Genomic DNA, 18,205 nt, shown 5'->3' with positions numbered 1-18,205 from the left:
TTTCACTTACTTAATCAATTTCACTTACTTAATCAATTTCACTTACTTAATCAATTTCACTTACTTAATCAATTTCACTTACTTAATCAATTTCATCTATTTAATCTTTTCTATTTCCCGTCCAAAGTCTCTCGCTATATACATATTCGTTTCGCCACCCTCTTCGCTGACTATAAAGGGAAACTCGGCTATGTTTGTGGCGGCGCCCCATTCTCCGTTCTTATTTACTGCAATTACTGAGAAATCGCGCGGCTCTTCGCCCTTCGCCCTAAGTTTTGCGTCTAAATCACTAACTGCCTTTGTCGCGGCGTCTTGAGGACTTAGGCCATCTGCCATAAGATTAACGATGGCAAAGGACAGTGTTCCTTTAATTATGTCTTCGCCGACGCCTGTTGCAGCTGCGGCGCCTACTTCGCTGTCCGCATATAGACCGGGACCCACAAGTGGCGAGTCGCCCACGCGGCCCACTTTTTTCATAAAAAGTCCCGATGTCGACGTAGCTGCGACACATCTCTCTTTCTCTGCAATGAGGCCGCAGACTGTATCGTGGCCCTTGTAGACCTTTGGCTTCTTTGCCCTTTCTTCGAGCCAGCGCTTTTTCGCTTCGTCCGTAAGCATCTCTTCTTCTATAAAACCCATTTCTTTAGCGTGTTTCAGAGCGCCTTCACCGACTAAAAAGTTATTGTACTCATTATCAATGAGGGTGTAAGCGACTGATACAGCGCTTCTCATATTTCTAAGGCCTGCAACTGCTCCAAAATGCAGATTGTCACCGTTCATGATGGCTGCATCACACTCAACGACGCCATCTTCATTGGGTAGACCGCTGTAGCCGACCGAGTGAAAATCTTCGTTCAGCTCAACATCTTTTATTAAGGTGATCAAGGCTTCTTCAAGCGGCGCGCCCTTCAAAAGCGCCTCGCGTGCGAGCTTTGTGCCCATCAAAGCCATTTTCCAAGTTGCTATAATCGTCATATATCCTCCTAAAAATCAGAAAAATTAGTCTTGCGCAGAACTTTTTTGTCTTTCATCTCAACAATTCCCTTGCTGATAACTGTGTCAATATTGTCAGCCTCATCAAGCGCCATGAGGTCAAGCGAAAGTCCTTCTTTAATCTCGCCAGTTATCTTGTCTATTTCAAGCGCCTTAGCTGCGTTTGTAGAGGCAAGTTTAATCATGTCCTTTAATTCATAGCCATAATTTTTGCACAAGGCTTTTATAGTATCAAAAAGCTCCGAAATCTTTGCAGCGCCTATACCTAAGAGCTCTTTGTCCTTTGACCAAATAGGCACAGAACCGTTTGAGTCGGACGAAAGCGTAATTTTATCAAATGGCGCCTTCTTTATCGCGTAATCGATGGCGTCAAGACCATCCTCGCCTGCGGTGAAATCCGCGTATCCACCCATATTCATAAACTTAACGGCATCGTCAACTATGTTTTTGCAATGTGTCGGCCTGAAAGTCTTGATCGGAATCTCGTGTTTTTCAAGGACTGCGAAAACTTTTGAAAGACCTTCCTTACCCAGTCCGCCCGTGTGCATGTGTAGTTCACCCACTTTGCCGGCGAAGAGACCGCCAATGTAGCACTCGCTCGCTAGCCTTACGAGTTCGTCCTCTGTGATATAACTTGCTCTGTGGTCTGAAATTGCTAGCTTGCAGCCGATTATCTCACTTATGTAAGTGATGTCCTTTTTAACCGAGCCTGTTATGGTTTTCGGCGGATATTCGTAGGCGCCAGTCAGTGCAAAGGCTCTGACGTTGTACTCGTTTAGCGCCTTGACCTTCGACACGAGATTTTCTACCGAACGTGTTGTGCTGTCAGTCCCAAGCAGGCCAACAACTGTCGTCACCCCCGCCATAATTATGTCTTCATACTTTATCTCGGGAACGCGCGACGTTGGACCCATCTCTCCGCCGCCACCAGTCACATGTACGTGGCCATCGATGAGACTAGGAAAAACTCGTTTTCCCTTTAAATCTATCTCCTCAAGACCATAATAATTTTCTATATTTTCCTTTATCATAGTAATCTTGCCGTCCAAAGACAAGATGTCAACACTATTACCATTATAATTTGCGTTTTTAACAAGCAGCATAAATCCACCTCCACTAAGTAAATCATAGCACAAAAGCATGACTATGACAATAGTTTTGGGTATAATAAAATAGGTGATTTTATGAAAAAAACAAATGCGATGCGCCTACTTGACGCGGCGGGCGTGAAATATGAGGAGTTTGAATACGATGCGAGCCTTGGAATCAGTGGGACTGACGTCGCTCGCACGCTAAATGAAGATGTGAATATGGTTTTTAAGACCCTCGTCACTGAGACAAATAAAGGGGAACACTTTGTTTTTATAGTGCCCGTGGCGATGGAGCTTGACTTAAAAAAGGCGGCGAAGGCGGCTGGCGCAAAGAAAGTGGATATGCTGAAACAAAAGGATTTACTGCCACTAACAGGCTACGTGCATGGCGGCTGCTCACCTATTGGCATGAAGACAAAACTTAAGACATTCATTGACGCATCGGCGATGGATAAGGAATATATTTATGTGAGCGGCGGCAAAATTGGTTTGCAGATAAAACTCGCTCCAGCGGATCTAATTAAGCTAACGGATGCGACTGCCATTGACATAGTTAAGACGGCTGTGTTACAATAAGGATAATTGAGGTGATTTAATGAACGAAAAATTTTCTCTAGTGGAGAGTGGATTTATAGACGAAATAAATTCAGCGTATAAGATTTTTACGCACAATAAGACTAAGGCGAGGGTCATCAAATTTGAAAATGACGATGACAACAAGGCCTTTATGATAGGATTTAGAACGATTCCAGAGAATTCAAAGGGCATAATGCACATAATTGAGCACTCAGTTTTGTCGGGCTCAAAGAAATACACAACGAAGGAGCCTTTCATGGACCTTGCAAAGTCGTCACTTGCAACGTTTTTGAACGCAATGACTTTCCAAAACATGACGGTTTATCCGATTTCATCAAGAAATGCGAAGGACTTCTACAATTTGATGGACGTTTACCTAGACGCTGTCTTCAATCCGAGACTATTAACGGACAAAAGAGTCTTCCTTCAAGAAGGCACTAGGCGCGAAATTTTTAATAAAGATGACGAAATTCAGTACCAAGGCGTTGTTTATAACGAGATGAAGGGCGCTATGTCCTCCTCCGAAGAGTTCATCTACCAAGCGATGCAAGAAGAGATGTATCCCGGCACTTATCCCGCTTTCAACTCAGGCGGCGACCCTTACGAGATCATCAAACTGACTTACGATGAGCTTCTTGACTACTACAGGAGGCACTACCACCCATCGAATTCCTTCACAGTTTTGTATGGCGATGGCGATGTGAGCGCAGAACTTGAACATTTGGACGAGTTTTTATCCGCTTACGAGTACAAAGAAATTCCGAACAAGATAGGCATGAGTTTAGCAAAGGACAGTAAAAAATTTATCGAGCGCGCTTATCCAAACGATGTCTCTGACAAGCACAATTACGCATATAGCTTCATCACAGGCGATATCGACAACACTCGTGACAGCATTATGACCGAGTTTTTGAGCAAGTACCTAAGCTATTTCTCAAATTCGCCGCTTAAGAAGAAGATCCAAGAGATGGGCATTGCGAGTGATTTACTAAGTTACTCCAACTATGGCTATGGTAATGGTAACTTCACTGACATAAATATGATTTTAAAAGACGCAGATGCAGGCAAGAGAGATATTTTCAAAGATGCTGTAGAAGAAGAGCTTGAGAATATCAAGGCTGGCCGCATCAATGTTGATATATATGACTCAGCGCTTAATCTAATGGACTTTAGCCTTAAAGAGTTTGCAAACACTGCAACAAAGGGCATTGCACTTGCACTAAAGGCTGTGGCTATGTGGCTTTTTGATAAGTCGCCACGGACTGCCTTTGCGTATAATGCTACGCTTGAGGAGCTTAAGAAGGATAAAAGTGCTTTTATAAACTTTGTGAAAGATGTTCATAAAGATCCTAAGCTAATAGATTTTTACCCAGTAAAAGACTTTTACAAGGACAGGGACGAAGCTGAAAGAAAGGCGCTTGATGAGTACAAGGCAGGTCTTTCAGATGAGGAGCTAGAGGCGCTAATTAAGGAAAATGAAAATCTAAAGGCTATGCAAGAGGCACCAGACAGTAAAGAAGCACTTGCTAGCATACCAGCGCTTAAGCTAAGCGATTTGCCACGTGATATTGAAAAACTTCCGCTTGAAAAAATCTCTGACTCGGCCTATTATTCTAAGGAAGATAGCAAGATCTGCTACCTAAACCTATTCTTTGACATTTCTCATATCGCCGAAGATGATTACGTGAAAGTCGCTAATTTAGCTGATTTACTTGCTGACATCAAGACTACTAAGTCATCGAGAGAAAAACTTGAGACCGACATATTCAAAACTACAGGCGCGATAAATTTTGCTGCGAGCGTTGTGAAAAATTACAAGAACGGCAAATTGACTCCGTTTGTGCAATGCAGCGCGAAATTTACGAAGGATAAAGCAGTGGACGCGATGAAGCTTATTGACGAGATCATCAAGTGTTCCGACCCGAGCGACGAAAAAGTGCTTAAGATGAACGTTTTGGAAAGCGTTTCAGACTTTGATAATAACGTACTAAACATCGCACCAGCCATCGCCATGGATGTAGCGAAGGCGCAAAGCCTTGAAAAAGAGAGACTTACACTAAAACTTCATGGCATAGAAAAGTTCATTCACCTTAAAGATTTGAAAGCAAACTTCGATGAGCTTAAGGACGAAGAGATAAAAGACTATGAAAGACTAATGAAGACTATGTTTAGAAAAGATGGATTCATCTCTCACTATTCTTTTGAAGGAAAGATACCTGAGCTAGATAAGGCTATAGCGGACTTAGAGGCTTCACTTGAGAGCATAGACGCCCCAGCCATTAACAAAGAAAAGAAAAGAGAAAAGAAAAATACTAAGTTTATCGTTTCATCAAAGGTCTACTTCAATGGTATGGCGACTGACTTAGATAGTGATAACGACGGCGATGTAGAAGTTTTAAGACAAATACTGTCGAATGACTACCTACACACAGAGATCCGTGCCAAGGGCGGCGCATACGGCGATGGCTTAAACGCTGGGCTTGACTACCTTGCAGAGTTTACCTTCAGAGATCCGCATGTTGCGAGAAGCTTGGGCGTTATGAGAAAATCCGCTGAGTTCTTGGAGGGCTGCGAGCTTGACCAAGACGAGCTTGAGAGAAGGAAGATCGCTTCGACACTGAAGTTCAATAAGGCATACGGCAAGGGCCAAAAGGGCAAACTTGCCTTCGTGAGAATGCTTCAAGGCATGACAGAAGAAGATGATTTGAAGGCTTATAGAGAGATTTTGGATACGGATTTGGATATATTGAAGGAAAAATATCTAAGTAAGTTGAAGAGACTTGAAGAGGCACCGGTGGCGGTAATAGGACCAGAATCGGATGATGGAATAGAATACGACGATATAATCGATATAAGATAAATCTATAAATCTTAAAAAACTGTGGGAATCGAATCTCACAGTTTTTTCATGTCTATATTTATATTTACTAGATAAAATTTATTCATACTTCTCTTGATTTTCGCGGCTCAACTTTTTATAAAAATAGTAGGCGAAGATAAGTGTTATGCCCTCTGATAATGCCGAAGCGAACCATATTAGCGTTGGCTCTACCATGGTCAAGACGAAAAGCGCCAAATATATTGTCACGAAGCTTCTCAAGATGTTTATCGTAACCGAGTACTTCGGCTTTAAGAACGACACGCAAACGGCTGCTATCAATACGTTGAAGCCTGTTATCATAAAGGATATAGAGAATTTGCGGAGCGATTCTACCGAGTAGGCCATGGTGTCTGCGTCCACATCCAAGAATATTCTAAATATTTTCTCTGGGAATAGCTGTGACACTGTTAGAAAGACCACTCCCGTTATAAATATCGCCGCAGTCGCCATCCTATAAAGCTTTTTGAGGCTGTCGTAGTCCTTCTTACCATAGTAATAGCTTAGAAGTGGCTGTGTGCCTTGCGTTATGCCCGCAAAACAAGTGAGGGCAAGGTTATTGACATAGCTAATGACCGAGAATGTCGCGATGGATTTTTCGCCCAAAAACTTGATGATGAATAAATTGTAGAATAAAACTATCATCGCGATGCCGACCTCTGAAACGAAGTCGCCAACACCAAGTGTGAAGATGGATTTAAGCGTGTCGAGCGAGAATTTTACCTCTACGAACTCAAGATTTGATTTGCCGACCGTGAAGTGAATTAAATAGACCACGGTCGAGATGACTTGCGATATACCCGTTGCAATTGCTGCACCTGCGAGGCCTTTACCCATGAGCCCGACCAAAACATAGTCCAAAATCACATTGCTTAAACCGCATGTGATAACGGTTGCAACCGCCAAACGCGGAAAACCATCGACCTTGACCAAGACTTCGAAGTTATACGAAATCATTAGGAATGGCACAAAATACACGATATTGCCGATGTATTCTAAAACTAGAGGCTTTAGATCGCCGCTTGCACCTAAAAGCGTTGCTATCGTATCCATGTTAAAATAGAAAAGCACTGTCAATATCAGTGAAAATATTGTTACAGTTTTTATGTTGAAGCTAAAAATTTTATTAGCCTTCATATAGTTTTTTCTGCCGATAAACACTCCACACATAGTCTGCGAGCCGACTGCAGCTATTATCCCAAGCGCGAAAACGATGTTGACGAAGGGCATCGAAAGATTGACCGCACTTAGAGCGTCGACGCCGACGTACTTACTTACGAAGAAACCGTCAACCATTGAATATAGGCTAAAGATGATCATCGCCGACAGCGAAGGTATTATGTAGGAGAAAAACTTTTTCTTGATAGTGATATTAAGACCTCCCTTGATATATTAGATTATAACACAATCACAGCTTATAAGCAAGTCAATGACTTTGCACAAAAAAAGAGAGCCTTAGCCCTCTTACTTATTTAATATTCAATTCCTTCTTCAAACCCTCAGTCAAAACCCTTGAGAAATTTACGCCATATTCTTTGGCCATCTCGTTCAAGTAGCTCGGTATGATAACCGTCTTTTTAATGGTCTTGGCACTCGTTCTTCTGATGTAGTCATCCATGTCGATATCAATCATGGTCTTAAAACTCAAATCCATATCAGAGAATTTGTCCTCGTCTATGACAATGTCGTCAATCGAACTTGCTTTAGGAAGCGTATTGCCCTCTATGTAGTCATCATACAAAGCACAGCCTAAAAAATCTTCCGCCATGTAATATGCATCGGAAATATTATCGCCGCAAGTAGCTCCCATGTCAATGTCTGGAAAAACGATAGAGTAGCCTTCACTTTCAAGATCCTTGTAAAAAATAGCAGGATAGATTAATTTCATACTTTCACCTCCGTTTATAGTAAGGTTAATGTTTTTAATTAAAATAAATCACTATGCGTTCCTGTCCTTGTTAAGTACAAAATCAAATTCTTTTCTACGATTTCATATATTAAGAGCCAGTCTGGTGTGATGTGACACTCTCTGCAATTTGCGTAATTTCCTTTAAGCTCATGATCTTTATACTTTGATGGAAGCTCTTCACCTGAAACTAATATTTTTAATACTTCTGTTAAAAGCCCTATATCGTAGCCTCTCTTCTTTATTTTCTTTAAATCTTTCTCGAACTTTTTAGTAGGCCTTAAATCATACATCAAGAATGTCTCCAATCATTTCATCAACACTTTTATAAGTAGTGCCTATGGACGGATCCTTCTTCATCGCTTCAACTTCTTTTATAGCTTCAATAGTTTCAGCGTTTGGAGTTTCATATTGAATTGCATTTTTCATAAATTTAACTAGACTTGCTTTTACGCTTTCGCCACTTTTAGCAATAACGCTCTTGTATGCGTTATAAGTTGCCCTATCCATAACGAAAGAACAAGTTACTTTATCATTCTTGTTCATAATAATCCTCCTTTCAAATACACTTAGTTTACTAAGTTTACTAAGTTTACTAAGTTTACTAAGTATATTATATAACTTTTTTTTTAAAAAGTCAAATTTTTTTCAGTCAGTTACAAAATGTAACCGACTCACTATTTCACTTGTGGTCGATTATTTCGACCTCAAGATAAATATAAAAAGATCCCTTGGTTCCGGCGCACCTCGTATCGTGAGGGTCCTACTCCCAAGGAATATCATACATCTATATTATACTACAGATTTAAAATTTTTTCAAGCAAAAAATAAATAAAAAGACGAGAGTCAATACTTAATTAAGTACTTTCTCTCGTTGGCTATTAACACTGCCTCTATCTATAAGATAATAATAGCAGATTATAATCACTTTGTCAATCTTACTTATTTAATATTCAATTCCTTCTTCAAACCCTCAGTCAAAACCCTTGAGAAATTTATGTTCTTATTCTTAGCAAGCGCCTCAAGCCAAGTTGGTAGCGTCACCATCTTGTTCTTGTATACTTCCTTCACCAAAGAGAAATGATATGGCAAATAAACATTGACATAAACAGCTACGTCGCCTTCTTTAAGATCAAGCTCATCCATATTAATATCATCTGGATAATCAGTTTTTTCTCTGTCTTCATCGTATAGGCAAAGTCCTATGACCTCTTGTGCATATCTTACGCCTTCTTCGAAAGTATCCGAGCATGTATAAGCGCCGTCAATGGCAGGCACGTCAATAGAGTAGCCACCGTCACTTTCTTTGCTAAAAATAGCTAAATATGTTACACTATCTTGTTTTTTCATGTAAACACTCCTTTAACAAGTGATAATATTTACAAGACTATTATAACATATGTTAAACATTTGTCAATGCTTTTTTCATATTTTTTTCAGTTAGTTACATTTTGTAACCATCTCACCCACACACAAAAAAAGAGAGCCTTTCAGCCCTCTTCTTTCTTACCTGCACTATTTTATTCTTCATCGACATGAGTATCAACTAGAACAATGTTTCAGTAGTTGTCGTAATCACCTTCGCTCCATCCATTGCGTTAACCTCGCTACCATCCTTATTCACGATAAGTTTCTTCTCAACGATACCAGCAAAAGCATTCTTCACAGTATCAGCGTCAAGACCCTCAGCTGGGTTTTGTAAACTCATGTTGTACGGCTTACCATTCGCGCATTTGAACTTCATTTGTAGTCTCTTCATCATCTCACCCCCTTTCTAAAAATTCCCAAACACTATAACGAAATTACAGTGATCTTCTCAAGCTTAGTAATCTCCTAAGCTAAAAGCGTTCCAAACGCAGTTCTAAACATGCCAAGGTCTTCTTTGCTCGCATCCTTATTGATGTAGTTAACAGTTCTAGAGTAATTTCTCTTAGATCCGTCGCTGCCTTCACCAGTGAAGTACACCTTTACACTAATCTTATCCATCATCTCACCCCCTTCCGTGGGCCCTTGCCCTACACTTAATATATACAAAATCATGATAATATTTCCCATACATTGTCCAACTATAATTATGGAAATGGTGCAGCCAAACGTCCAATTGCCCACGTCAATGTCCAAAATTTGCCGAGCCTTCCAAAATTTACGCGTGAGTCTGCATTTGCCTTGCCCATGGTTTTGCATCTATAATCAACATAACAATAGAGAAAGGAGAAAGACAGATGCAAATCAATTACGACAAAGTTGCGGCGGACTATCAGGCCAGTGGCGAGATTGATCCCGTGGCAATGGAAAGGCTCAAACCCCTCATGATCACCATGATTAAGCGTTACTACCCGAACTTTAAAGAAGTAGACGACCTCATGCAAGAGCTTAGAGTCATAACACTCGAGGCGCTCCTGGACTTCGACCCCACGAAAGGCGCACACGCACTCGCACACATACAGTCGCGCATGAAATACCATTTGCTCAGTAAGTATAAAAAACAAGTCGTCACCACCCCACTAGACGATGCATTTTTAATAGAGGACGAAACCAGCATGGACGACTTCGAAGCCCTATTCTACAACGACACACTCGGCGAAGTCTTTAAGGAGCTCACATACGAAGAAGAAAAGCTCATCTATTTAAGGTACTATACCGAGATGAGCTACGAAGACATCGGCCGCGCACTAGGCTTTTCAAGAAACACCGCCGCAAGAAAAATAAACGCCCTACTAAAAAAGTTAAGGCGCCTATATAAAAAGCAAAACAAACATACACCTAAAGTATGATTTTTAAGAAATTTCCATGAAAATGGTAAAAATTAGAACAAAGCTATTGACATAGCATGTATAAAAGACTATAATAGACTTAGAAACAAGGAGGATAAAAATATGAATAATAAGGCATTGGCAGCCTTAATCCCAGCTTATGATAAAGATGGAATGAACACGACGGTTGCCATATACGAGGACATGAGTGCAGAGAATTTGCACGTATCAATCAGAACAGCCATCTCGAGACTGTTTCAGGAGAAATTAGCAGACGAAAAAGGCTACAAAAAGTGGGCCAAGACCATCGCCAAGAAAAAGACCGGCCTCGCCCTCGTCATTAGAGACACAAAGCTAGTCGGCATCAGGTGTAGAGAGGTTCGCTCCAAAGGCGACGGATCCATGATCTACCTAAACAGGGACCTAATCTACGACATAGAAGACGGCTACGTCTACATAAGAGGCCTAACGAAGATACCAGTTTTGGCAAAGAAAAGGACAATCAGAGACAGGATCAAGGACTGCGACAGAATCAGTAGAGCATACGACGAGAAGATGCAAGGGTGAGTACATAAGTACCACCCCTTTTTTTATGCCTTGAGATGATGATTATGGCAATGCTTATGGTAATGGCAATGGCAATGGCTTTGCGCCGATAAACTTGAGGACACATTTTGCGACCACAAAATACTTGTAAAAAGAACTTAAAACTTGAGGTCGAAAAATTCGACCTCAAGTTCAATTTAAAAAATGAAAAAAGCCTTTAGGAGCGCAAATTAAAAAAGTGCCTAGATAGCTAAGCACTTTTGTCTAAGAAATAATTAATTCTTCATTTTTTAATAAAGTATCAATCAGCTTTTTATAAGGCATATGATCAGTAAGTTCAGACACAGTCGTTATTCTTTCGCCAGCATCCTTAGAAGAAGCTCCGCAGTGATATATCCTTGCATCAGCACTATCCCAGTCTAGTACTATGTACCTATCGTGAAAAGAGCCACCAATCTTTTTAAACTTAACTTTAAATCCAGGATATTCCCTGCAAAAGTCATTATATTCCAAAGAGTGCAAGCCCTTGCCTAGATTATCTGAAAAGATAATCTTCTCCATATTATTTGGAGTATCCTTTAACAGAACTAGCGTTTTTAAACCAATATAATTATCAATAAGATATATGCTCTTCTTAGCTAAGCTGTAAATATCCTTATAAGCAAGATCCGCTTCAACAGGTTGACCATTAAGCACAAGATAAGCACGCTTAACCTGAGGATTGCTAAAATCAAGTATTAAATCAGATAATTCCGACTTTTGGACAAAGTTACTCAAATCATCAACAACGCCAGCAACCTTGTCCTCAACATCCATCAGATTCCTCTTTAAATCTTGCATTCTAACAACATTATCAGTCACTTGCATAGAAAGCTGTATAAACTCCCTTTGACCAATAAGACCTTGATTTTCAAGAATATAATCCTTCATTTGCTTAAACATCCTTACTAAAGCCTTGCTCTGCTTAGTCGCCAAATCACCCTTTAAAACAGTCATAAGCATGTATATACCTTGCTCAGTAAACGCATATGGTAAATATCTCGTACCACCCCAACTTGAGGTGCAATTTTTGCACCTCAAGTTTTCAAGCTCCGCTTCACTTAGTTGAAACCTAAAGTCTTCATCAAATTTATCAATATTATTCTTAACTTGTCTATTAAAACTCTTAGTTTCATATCCATAAATCTCAGCTAAATCAAAATCTAGCATTACCTTTTGACCTCTGATAAAATAAATCTTACTCATCAAAAATTCTTTATCAATAGTAATTATTTCATTATTTTCATCCATAGATACCATCCCTTTTATATTTAAGATTAAATTAATTTATATTGCTAAGACCATTATATATAAAGTAATGTAAAAGTCAAGCAAAAACAAATAATGTTATAAAATTGAAATATTATAGACTCATATAGCATATATTATAATTTTTAAAAAAATATGATGTCAATCGAAACATACTCCCACAATAAAAACTTGAGGTCGAAAAATTCGTCCACAAGATTAATTGAAAGAAGACTTAAGAAAAATCTTCCTTATTTCAAAAACATGCGAGTTTCTGAAACAATGGATGGAAAATTATACTTTGCTTATATATAATAATTTTGGGTACAAATAATTAAAGGAGTGATATTATGAATGACGTATTAAATGTTTTACCAATAATTATCTCAATAGGAGCTTTGGTCGTATCTTACATTACTTCTAAAAACGAAAAACAATACTATCAAAAATCCTATTATTTCGACAAGCAAAAAGAAATCATAAGAATAAAAGAAAAAAGAATTGATGATATAATTGCAAGACTAAATAGTCGCTCAAGTCTCATACCGTTTTTTAATCTCGCGTTAAATGATAAAGACATTAAAGTAATTAAAAATGGTAAAGAAAATAAGTTAATACTTAATATAAACATTATAAACATAGGTAAAGAAACTGCTGCAAATATAATGATATGCCCATGTAATGACAATGAAGACACAAACTGTTATTTCAAAAATAATGGTCGTATAGATGAAAATTATGCCGTTTATGATTATCTTGACAATTATTATGCCTTTCCAAAACAGTGTGTCAAATTTTCTATTTCTACAAAACTTGATAGAGGTAATATTAGTTTCAAACTTAGATTCACCGATCTAATAGGAAATGTATACGAACAAGAATTTTACTTTATATACGGACCTCTTACTGATTCAGAAGCTAATTTGAATTATAATTTTAGTAGAGAATCTTATTCAAATATGCCATTGTTAGTAGAAAGCAACATTAAAAATTTTGAAGATAAATATAATGAACAAGTTTAGATATTTTTAAATAAAAACAACTTTGACTACAAACATTCAAACGATGCACTAGAAGGTAAACATACAGAGATAAAGACACTGAAAAGAAACGACTTTAGTATGAGAAACTTTGAAAGGTTTAGAAAAATAATAATGCTTTTAGAATAAAATATATAGAAACAGCATAAAAGACCCATAGCGCTCTTTTGTATGGAAAGAGGTATAATGGGTCTCCTTTTATAAATAAATCGCGTATGATAGGTTTTGAGGGGTGGGTTTTAACTTTTTATTTTTTATCCTTTGTATTATCCGCGTCATTATACCCTATTTCATTCTTGCTATATTCGCTTAATAAATATTTTATCCTGTTCTCAAAATCTGGAAACATATCTTCTTTTGTGTAATAATACTCTTTCAGCTTAATCAACATCTCAGTATTTATTTGTCTAAAACAATTAGTTTTTACCGTATTTATATTCTCATTTATGTCCTTAATAATACTTGCATAAAAATCAGTTGTTATAAGAGGTTTATTTAAAAATAATTCATTAATTGTCTCTTTGTCTTTTAGTAGCGTATCTAAGTAGGTTTTCTCATCAAATTTTAAAATTATTTTTACACAGGGTATTTTTTTTATTCTTTTTTTATCATGCCAAACTTTTTCAAAATTTAAAAAAGCTCCTTTCTGAGCTAGAATACGCTCATTTAAATGACTTTTTCTTACTTCTGTAAATAAAGAGTTATTATTAATCTCATGTTCATCAATTTTAAATAAATATAAAGTTGGCTCCATGTATTTTTTAACAATTTCTCTAAACATAAATAACATTGCAATATAAGGATTCCTAGTAATATCAAGCAATCCTGTTTTAAATCCATAATGTTGTAAAAGTGACAAAGCATACTCTCTTTCATAAAGATTAATTTTATCATTTATATCTATATACTTTAATTTATCAGGAAAATCATAAGATAACTTGCGATAATTACCCTCAAAATCACTCTTATATATATCTTGTGTTTCATCTCTTAGTAGTCCAGGCAACAAAGGGTAATCGCTTGACTGTCCTCTAAAATAATTAAATCCATCATCACCAGTTAATAAAGTTTGAAATAATTCTTTAAAAAGATAAAATACTTGCCACCCATTGCTAATAACCTTATCTCTAAGAGTTATATTACAATTATTCACCACCGACTCAACAAATTCACTACTTTTTTTGTTCTTTGAAGGAAAAAACTCCAAATCACAAATACTATATATTCTAGTGTTAACCAGAGAAGATTTAATATTTCCTGTATAATTTATAATTATAGTGCTTTTATCAAAATATTTGCTTTCTTTATAATGCTTTTTAAAATATTCAAAATAATCCGTCATACTTAAACACCATAGCTAATAACTTAAAATATTTAGATTATCAAGTCTATATAAAAATGCTTCTTTTGAAATATTCATTTTCATAGAAGTGACTGTCGCTAGTAAATTAACATCACTAGCAGTAAATTTACTACTCTTATCATATCCAAAATCCTTCATACTATTCTCTAAAGCTAGCCTAACAAGAATTTCAGGCATTAGTAATTCTGCTGCAAAACTGTTAGCAGTTACCTCATTCATTCTCTCTAAAAAATCTCCATACTCCTTGTGATCTAACTTTCTAAAAGATTTACCTTCATGTCCTAATAATATGTGACCTAATTCGTGCGCTATTGTAAACCTTTGCCTGTATATAGGCTCATTTTTATTTACTCTTATTATTTTATTTTCAACAGTAGAATTATTTCCTGATTCCATCTTACTTGTTTCATCATGATAGTTTTCGCAGGACCCAGACACATCTAAATCCTCAAATAAGACATTTATTTTACATATTTTAGCAAGTTTTTCTACATCTACCTCATATTCTTTTTCTAGCTTAGTATTCTTTACAACATCTTTAAACTCACCAAACGTTGTTAAAAATTCATCGCTGTAAATTTGACCATAAGTCATTTTTTCTTTCATAATACATCCACCCACTTAAAAAATATATAACTACATATTTATTTTATTACTTGTATACATATTATACCACAAAACACGCTAAATTTAAACACTTAATGAACATTATTTAAAATTTTAATACTTTGTGTATAGAATTACATAAAGAATTTCTTATTTCTGCAATTAGAAAATTATTTGTAATTAATTCACCTTTTTTATAAAAACACTTTTCAAACATAATCATATAAGAGGCAATGACGCCTCTTCTTTTTATGTTTATGGAGGTGAGACCATGGCAGAAAAACTAATTTCCCTACTTGCTATGACTTTAAAATTCATGTTCAAAGACAGTGCAAAAGACAAAGCAGAACTCGTGATGGCAGTAGCTAGCTTAGTGCGCGAAATTACAGAGCTAGTCAAAGAATTGCGTAAGCAATATTAGAAAATCTAATATTAAGTTAAAGAAGACCTATAGTGCCGCTTATTATATTAAGGGATGCTATGGGTCTTCTTTTCTAAATAAATCGCGTATGAGAGGTTTTGAGTGGTGGGTTTACTTATATTTAGAATATATTTAACTAACTACTTTTTGTCTAGAAAGATATATTTGTTTTTTACTAGTTATATTGCTTCTGAATGGATCGTTTATACTGTCCCTCGTCCAATTTCCAGCGAGAACTACAACTTTATTTTTATTATTAAATAACTTACTTTCACAGTCCCAAAACAAGTTTGTATCTTCAAAATTCAACACAATATCAAATTCTTTATTTGTTACAGAAGCTGTTAAATACAATTCCAATTTATCAGGATCGTATAATCTACTTTTGTTAATAGCTTCAATGATAAAAGTACCATCAAGTTTATCAATATAATGGTCACTTGTTCTACCATCTAACAACATATCTTTTATTTGAATGCCCGCATAAGATTCATTAGGACTAAAACTTTTACACATTAAATATATTTGATTTAATGATTTAAGTACAGTTCTACTAGTGCCATTAGCATTCGTAGTTGTATTGTTATTAGCTCGATTTCGCTGCTCATTCTGATTGTTAATCTCTAAACCCATAAGACTAATTAAAGCATTGTTAAAGTCAAAATTATTCTCACTATAATCGCTAATTGAAAAATTGCTACCTGTATTTGAAAACGAACAATTTTCGCAATGAGGGTATTTTTTTAAGGTTGCCCTGAAATATGGCTTTACAGATCCATGAACTGAACAAACATAAAGTCTAGCATTACATAAGTCATTTGGACAATAATAAAAAGTATCTAAATCCTCATTTGCAGCATCTTCTGCTTTAATTTTTATAGTTCTAGCTATATCTCTAAATGCGATATCTCCCATAATTATTCCTCCTTTAAATTTAATAATATAATGAACTCATAATATATTAGTATTTACCAACTTTTTTACTTTCTTCCTTAAGCTTATTTATCTTATCTTTATTCTTTTCAAGCCAGTATTCTTTATATGCACAAGCTAAAGCGCCTATAGTGGTCATGACAAAAAGAGGAAAAAGCACTTTATTTATTGCTAGCTCTTGGATTTTGTATGAAGCGAGTTCTCCTTCTATATTGCTTGAAGAGACATTGCTTTTAAGTAATGCTAGCTCTTTTTCAGACCATATAAAGGAATTAGCTTGTAAACTTATTACTAAAACAGCTGCAACTATAGCATTTGAAAGCTTGCCAATATTATTTTCACTAAAAGTACTTAGAAAAGTCCAAATTACTGTAAATATAACTATGATTAGAAAATAAGAAAAGTTTCTCAAATCAAAATACTTTAACAAAATAATCAGAATAATTGATCCAAGTGTAAAAGTTGAAAATGATGCTATTTTTAAAAAATCACGTATATTTGTACACATATTCTTTATATTTGATATAAAGCCTGATACTAAACTAACAGCACCTATTATAATAAATATCCAATCGTTTAAATTAGTAATAGGAATTTGTAAGAATAAGACTAAGAATAAGAATAACATATAAATATCAAAAGTAATTCGGCTTGCTATAAAAACTATTTTAGCTTTATTTAATAAAGCATCATTTTTTATAATTTTTTCTCTAGTTTTTTCCTGAAAATTGAAAATTTTACCTATAAGCTTAGACATATTTACCTCCATACATTATAAATTATTTAAATAATACTTATCCGTAATTATTTTACCCATATATCAATTTATCTAAACAAATTATTCTATGTACAAAAAAGGAAGGTCATACGACCCTCCTCTTTTATTCTAGTTAATTATTAACTATTTTGCTAATATTTTTACTTCTCCAGTAGCTTTGTTAGCTGAACCATATTCTACTGCAACTTTAAATTCTTTTCCAGAAACTAATGTTACAGATGTAACTGTTACTGATTCAGTTGGATAAGTTTTATGGATTTCTCTGTTAACATAAGCTTGTACATTAGCTACAGTCATTTCAGCTTCAGTTAATTCAGAAGCTGGAGATACTACTGCTAATAATTCTGGTAATCTCTTATCATTCTTAGTTTGTTCTTCTTGTGCTGCAGTTAACTTAGTAACTTTTTGGTTAGCTATTGTTTCTGTAGGTAAAGTAGTATCTTCTCTGCTTGAAAGTTTAACAGTGAATGGATTTGCAGAGTCAACATTTACATGAATCTTACCATTTTCATTTCCACTCGCATCTGTGCTAAATAAACCAGCTTTCTTAAGTTCATCAAAGATTAAGCTTACATAAGCTTCTCTTTCAGCTTTAGTTTCAGTTGAAGGGAAAGTAATTTCGTTATTTGTTGCTAATCCTTTAACTATTTCTACTGCTTTCTTTAAGTTAGCTTTTGCTTGTTCTTTAGCTGTAGGTGGTACAGCTGCGCCTTTCTTACCAATAACTTTTGAAGCGTTATTGTATCTATCAGCTACAACTTCTACTTCACCGTTTAAGAACATAGTTTCAAATATTGCTAATCCAGCATATCCTCTACCAACAAATTCTTCATGCATTCTGCCATCCATATCACGAACTAATTTAGTGTATTCAGTTCTAGGATCTACAGTGTATGATTTGTAGTAACCATTTTCTCTAACTGTAATATAAGAAGTTGAAATACCATTGTTCTTTACTTCTGTTAATATAGTTAATGTTGGAACATCATCAGGTCTAACAAATCTTACTACTTCTAGATATTTATTTGTATCAT

22 protein-coding genes are annotated in these 18,205 nt (G+C 36.0%); 7 read left to right on the top strand and 15 right to left on the bottom strand.

Annotation, left to right across the window (positions count from 1 at the left end; all coding sequences use genetic code 11):
* Positions 1-96 precede the first annotated feature (96 nt).
* A complete protein-coding gene (locus Q0E71_RS03870) occupies positions 97-975 on the bottom strand; it encodes a N(4)-(beta-N-acetylglucosaminyl)-L-asparaginase (RefSeq protein WP_294796212.1) in 879 nt (292 codons plus the stop codon).
* An 8-nt stretch (positions 976-983) separates the two neighbouring features.
* Positions 984-2,096, bottom strand: a complete 1,113-nt coding sequence (locus Q0E71_RS03865) for an amidohydrolase family protein (RefSeq protein ID WP_294796210.1) — start codon at positions 2,094-2,096, stop codon at positions 984-986.
* 81 nt (positions 2,097-2,177) lie between these two features.
* Between Q0E71_RS03865 and ybaK the strand changes: the two genes are divergently transcribed.
* Together ybaK and Q0E71_RS03855 are read left to right on the top strand one after the other, a co-directional pair.
* Positions 2,178-2,660 (top strand): Cys-tRNA(Pro) deacylase, encoded by a 483-nt coding sequence (gene ybaK / locus Q0E71_RS03860; RefSeq protein WP_294796208.1) that lies wholly within the window; start codon positions 2,178-2,180, stop codon positions 2,658-2,660.
* A gap of 19 nt (positions 2,661-2,679) precedes the next feature.
* A complete protein-coding gene (locus Q0E71_RS03855) occupies positions 2,680-5,520 on the top strand; it encodes an insulinase family protein (RefSeq protein WP_294796206.1) in 2,841 nt (946 codons plus the stop codon).
* Positions 5,521-5,598: 78 nt separating this feature from the next.
* Here Q0E71_RS03855 and Q0E71_RS03850 read toward each other — a convergent pair whose 3' ends face one another.
* From Q0E71_RS03850 to Q0E71_RS03820, 7 genes are all read right to left on the bottom strand, one after another.
* Positions 5,599-6,867, bottom strand: a complete 1,269-nt coding sequence (locus Q0E71_RS03850) for an MATE family efflux transporter (protein ID WP_294796214.1) — start codon at positions 6,865-6,867, stop codon at positions 5,599-5,601.
* Between the two features lie 139 nt (positions 6,868-7,006).
* Positions 7,007-7,426 (bottom strand): type II toxin-antitoxin system HicB family antitoxin, encoded by a 420-nt coding sequence (locus Q0E71_RS03845; protein ID WP_294796204.1) that lies wholly within the window; start codon positions 7,424-7,426, stop codon positions 7,007-7,009.
* 38 nt (positions 7,427-7,464) lie between these two features.
* Complete coding sequence (locus tag Q0E71_RS03840) at positions 7,465-7,737, bottom strand: type II toxin-antitoxin system YafQ family toxin (protein WP_294796202.1); 273 nt, start codon at positions 7,735-7,737, stop codon at positions 7,465-7,467.
* Positions 7,730-7,990 (bottom strand): hypothetical protein, encoded by a 261-nt coding sequence (locus Q0E71_RS03835; protein ID WP_294796200.1) that lies wholly within the window; start codon positions 7,988-7,990, stop codon positions 7,730-7,732. The genes Q0E71_RS03840 and Q0E71_RS03835 overlap by 8 nt, the downstream gene beginning before the upstream one ends.
* A gap of 396 nt (positions 7,991-8,386) precedes the next feature.
* Entirely contained in the window at positions 8,387-8,794 is a 408-nt protein-coding gene (locus Q0E71_RS03830; protein ID WP_294796198.1) for a type II toxin-antitoxin system HicB family antitoxin, read from the bottom strand.
* A 196-nt stretch (positions 8,795-8,990) separates the two neighbouring features.
* Positions 8,991-9,203, bottom strand: a complete 213-nt coding sequence (locus tag Q0E71_RS03825; RefSeq protein WP_294796196.1) for a DUF2922 domain-containing protein — start codon at positions 9,201-9,203, stop codon at positions 8,991-8,993.
* 74 nt (positions 9,204-9,277) lie between these two features.
* The gene (locus Q0E71_RS03820) at positions 9,278-9,430 is read right to left on the bottom strand and encodes a hypothetical protein (protein WP_294796194.1); all 153 of its coding nucleotides are present in this window, start codon (positions 9,428-9,430) and stop codon (positions 9,278-9,280) included.
* A 236-nt stretch (positions 9,431-9,666) separates the two neighbouring features.
* On the opposite strand from Q0E71_RS03820, the gene Q0E71_RS03815 reads away from it, so the two are divergent.
* A complete protein-coding gene (locus Q0E71_RS03815; RefSeq protein WP_294796192.1) occupies positions 9,667-10,218 on the top strand; it encodes a sigma-70 family RNA polymerase sigma factor in 552 nt (183 codons plus the stop codon).
* 102 nt (positions 10,219-10,320) lie between these two features.
* Positions 10,321-10,764, top strand: coding sequence for a hypothetical protein (locus Q0E71_RS03810; protein WP_294796190.1), 444 nt, complete (start codon positions 10,321-10,323; stop codon positions 10,762-10,764).
* 243 nt (positions 10,765-11,007) lie between these two features.
* On the opposite strand, the gene Q0E71_RS03805 is transcribed toward Q0E71_RS03810, so the two are convergent.
* Positions 11,008-12,033, bottom strand: coding sequence for an ORF6N domain-containing protein (locus tag Q0E71_RS03805; protein WP_294796188.1), 1,026 nt, complete (start codon positions 12,031-12,033; stop codon positions 11,008-11,010).
* Positions 12,034-12,380: 347 nt separating this feature from the next.
* On the opposite strand from Q0E71_RS03805, the gene Q0E71_RS03800 reads away from it, so the two are divergent.
* Both Q0E71_RS03800 and Q0E71_RS06785 read left to right on the top strand, forming a co-directional pair.
* Positions 12,381-13,052 (top strand): hypothetical protein, encoded by a 672-nt coding sequence (locus Q0E71_RS03800; protein WP_294796187.1) that lies wholly within the window; start codon positions 12,381-12,383, stop codon positions 13,050-13,052.
* Positions 13,053-13,199 carry a transposase gene (locus tag Q0E71_RS06785; protein WP_367116810.1) on the top strand — a complete coding sequence of 49 codons (147 nt, stop codon included), beginning with the start codon at positions 13,053-13,055 and terminating at the stop codon, positions 13,197-13,199.
* A gap of 118 nt (positions 13,200-13,317) precedes the next feature.
* Here the strand turns inward: Q0E71_RS06785 and Q0E71_RS03795 are convergent, their stop codons facing one another.
* Both Q0E71_RS03795 and Q0E71_RS03790 read right to left on the bottom strand, forming a co-directional pair.
* Positions 13,318-14,412: an FRG domain-containing protein gene (locus Q0E71_RS03795; protein WP_294796184.1), complete on the bottom strand. Its 1,095-nt coding sequence runs from the start codon at positions 14,410-14,412 to the stop codon at positions 13,318-13,320.
* A gap of 15 nt (positions 14,413-14,427) precedes the next feature.
* Positions 14,428-15,039: an ImmA/IrrE family metallo-endopeptidase gene (locus Q0E71_RS03790; RefSeq protein WP_294796183.1), complete on the bottom strand. Its 612-nt coding sequence runs from the start codon at positions 15,037-15,039 to the stop codon at positions 14,428-14,430.
* A 271-nt stretch (positions 15,040-15,310) separates the two neighbouring features.
* Here Q0E71_RS03790 and Q0E71_RS03785 point away from each other — a divergent pair, with 271 nt between their 5' ends.
* Positions 15,311-15,460 (top strand): hypothetical protein, encoded by a 150-nt coding sequence (locus Q0E71_RS03785; protein ID WP_294796181.1) that lies wholly within the window; start codon positions 15,311-15,313, stop codon positions 15,458-15,460.
* A gap of 132 nt (positions 15,461-15,592) precedes the next feature.
* Here Q0E71_RS03785 and Q0E71_RS03780 read toward each other — a convergent pair whose 3' ends face one another.
* From Q0E71_RS03780 to Q0E71_RS03770, 3 genes are all read right to left on the bottom strand, one after another.
* Complete coding sequence (locus tag Q0E71_RS03780) at positions 15,593-16,375, bottom strand: hypothetical protein (protein ID WP_294796179.1); 783 nt, start codon at positions 16,373-16,375, stop codon at positions 15,593-15,595.
* A 46-nt stretch (positions 16,376-16,421) separates the two neighbouring features.
* Entirely contained in the window at positions 16,422-17,150 is a 729-nt protein-coding gene (locus Q0E71_RS03775) for a hypothetical protein (protein WP_294796177.1), read from the bottom strand.
* A gap of 144 nt (positions 17,151-17,294) precedes the next feature.
* A partial coding sequence (locus Q0E71_RS03770; RefSeq protein ID WP_294796175.1) for a hypothetical protein occupies positions 17,295-18,205 on the bottom strand: 911 nt, incomplete at its 5' end.

It is taken from the genome of uncultured Fenollaria sp. (assembly GCF_934202865.1).
In the GTDB taxonomy this organism is placed as follows: domain Bacteria; phylum Bacillota; class Clostridia; order Tissierellales; family Peptoniphilaceae; genus Fenollaria.
This window is presented reverse-complemented; position numbering and strand designations above follow the sequence as displayed.

Coding starts and splice junctions, on each gene's coding strand:
- Q0E71_RS03835 (WP_294796200.1), bottom strand. CDS start 7,990: ATGAACAAGAATGATAAAGTAACTTGTTCTTTCGTTATGGATAGGGCA.
- Q0E71_RS03775 (WP_294796177.1), bottom strand. CDS start 17,150: ATGTCTAAGCTTATAGGTAAAATTTTCAATTTTCAGGAAAAAACTAGA.
- Q0E71_RS03810 (WP_294796190.1), top strand. CDS start 10,321: ATGAATAATAAGGCATTGGCAGCCTTAATCCCAGCTTATGATAAAGAT.
- Q0E71_RS03795 (WP_294796184.1), bottom strand. CDS start 14,412: ATGACGGATTATTTTGAATATTTTAAAAAGCATTATAAAGAAAGCAAA.
- ybaK (WP_294796208.1), top strand. CDS start 2,178: ATGAAAAAAACAAATGCGATGCGCCTACTTGACGCGGCGGGCGTGAAA.
- Q0E71_RS03805 (WP_294796188.1), bottom strand. CDS start 12,033: ATGGATGAAAATAATGAAATAATTACTATTGATAAAGAATTTTTGATG.
- Q0E71_RS03780 (WP_294796179.1), bottom strand. CDS start 16,375: ATGGGAGATATCGCATTTAGAGATATAGCTAGAACTATAAAAATTAAA.
- Q0E71_RS03870 (WP_294796212.1), bottom strand. CDS start 975: ATGACGATTATAGCAACTTGGAAAATGGCTTTGATGGGCACAAAGCTC.
- Q0E71_RS03845 (WP_294796204.1), bottom strand. CDS start 7,426: ATGAAATTAATCTATCCTGCTATTTTTTACAAGGATCTTGAAAGTGAA.
- Q0E71_RS03820 (WP_294796194.1), bottom strand. CDS start 9,430: ATGGATAAGATTAGTGTAAAGGTGTACTTCACTGGTGAAGGCAGCGAC.
- Q0E71_RS03840 (WP_294796202.1), bottom strand. CDS start 7,737: ATGTATGATTTAAGGCCTACTAAAAAGTTCGAGAAAGATTTAAAGAAA.
- Q0E71_RS03785 (WP_294796181.1), top strand. CDS start 15,311: ATGGCAGAAAAACTAATTTCCCTACTTGCTATGACTTTAAAATTCATG.
- Q0E71_RS03815 (WP_294796192.1), top strand. CDS start 9,667: ATGCAAATCAATTACGACAAAGTTGCGGCGGACTATCAGGCCAGTGGC.
- Q0E71_RS03830 (WP_294796198.1), bottom strand. CDS start 8,794: ATGAAAAAACAAGATAGTGTAACATATTTAGCTATTTTTAGCAAAGAA.
- Q0E71_RS03790 (WP_294796183.1), bottom strand. CDS start 15,039: ATGAAAGAAAAAATGACTTATGGTCAAATTTACAGCGATGAATTTTTA.
- Q0E71_RS03800 (WP_294796187.1), top strand. CDS start 12,381: ATGAATGACGTATTAAATGTTTTACCAATAATTATCTCAATAGGAGCT.
- Q0E71_RS03855 (WP_294796206.1), top strand. CDS start 2,680: ATGAACGAAAAATTTTCTCTAGTGGAGAGTGGATTTATAGACGAAATA.
- Q0E71_RS03825 (WP_294796196.1), bottom strand. CDS start 9,203: ATGAAGAGACTACAAATGAAGTTCAAATGCGCGAATGGTAAGCCGTAC.
- Q0E71_RS03865 (WP_294796210.1), bottom strand. CDS start 2,096: ATGCTGCTTGTTAAAAACGCAAATTATAATGGTAATAGTGTTGACATC.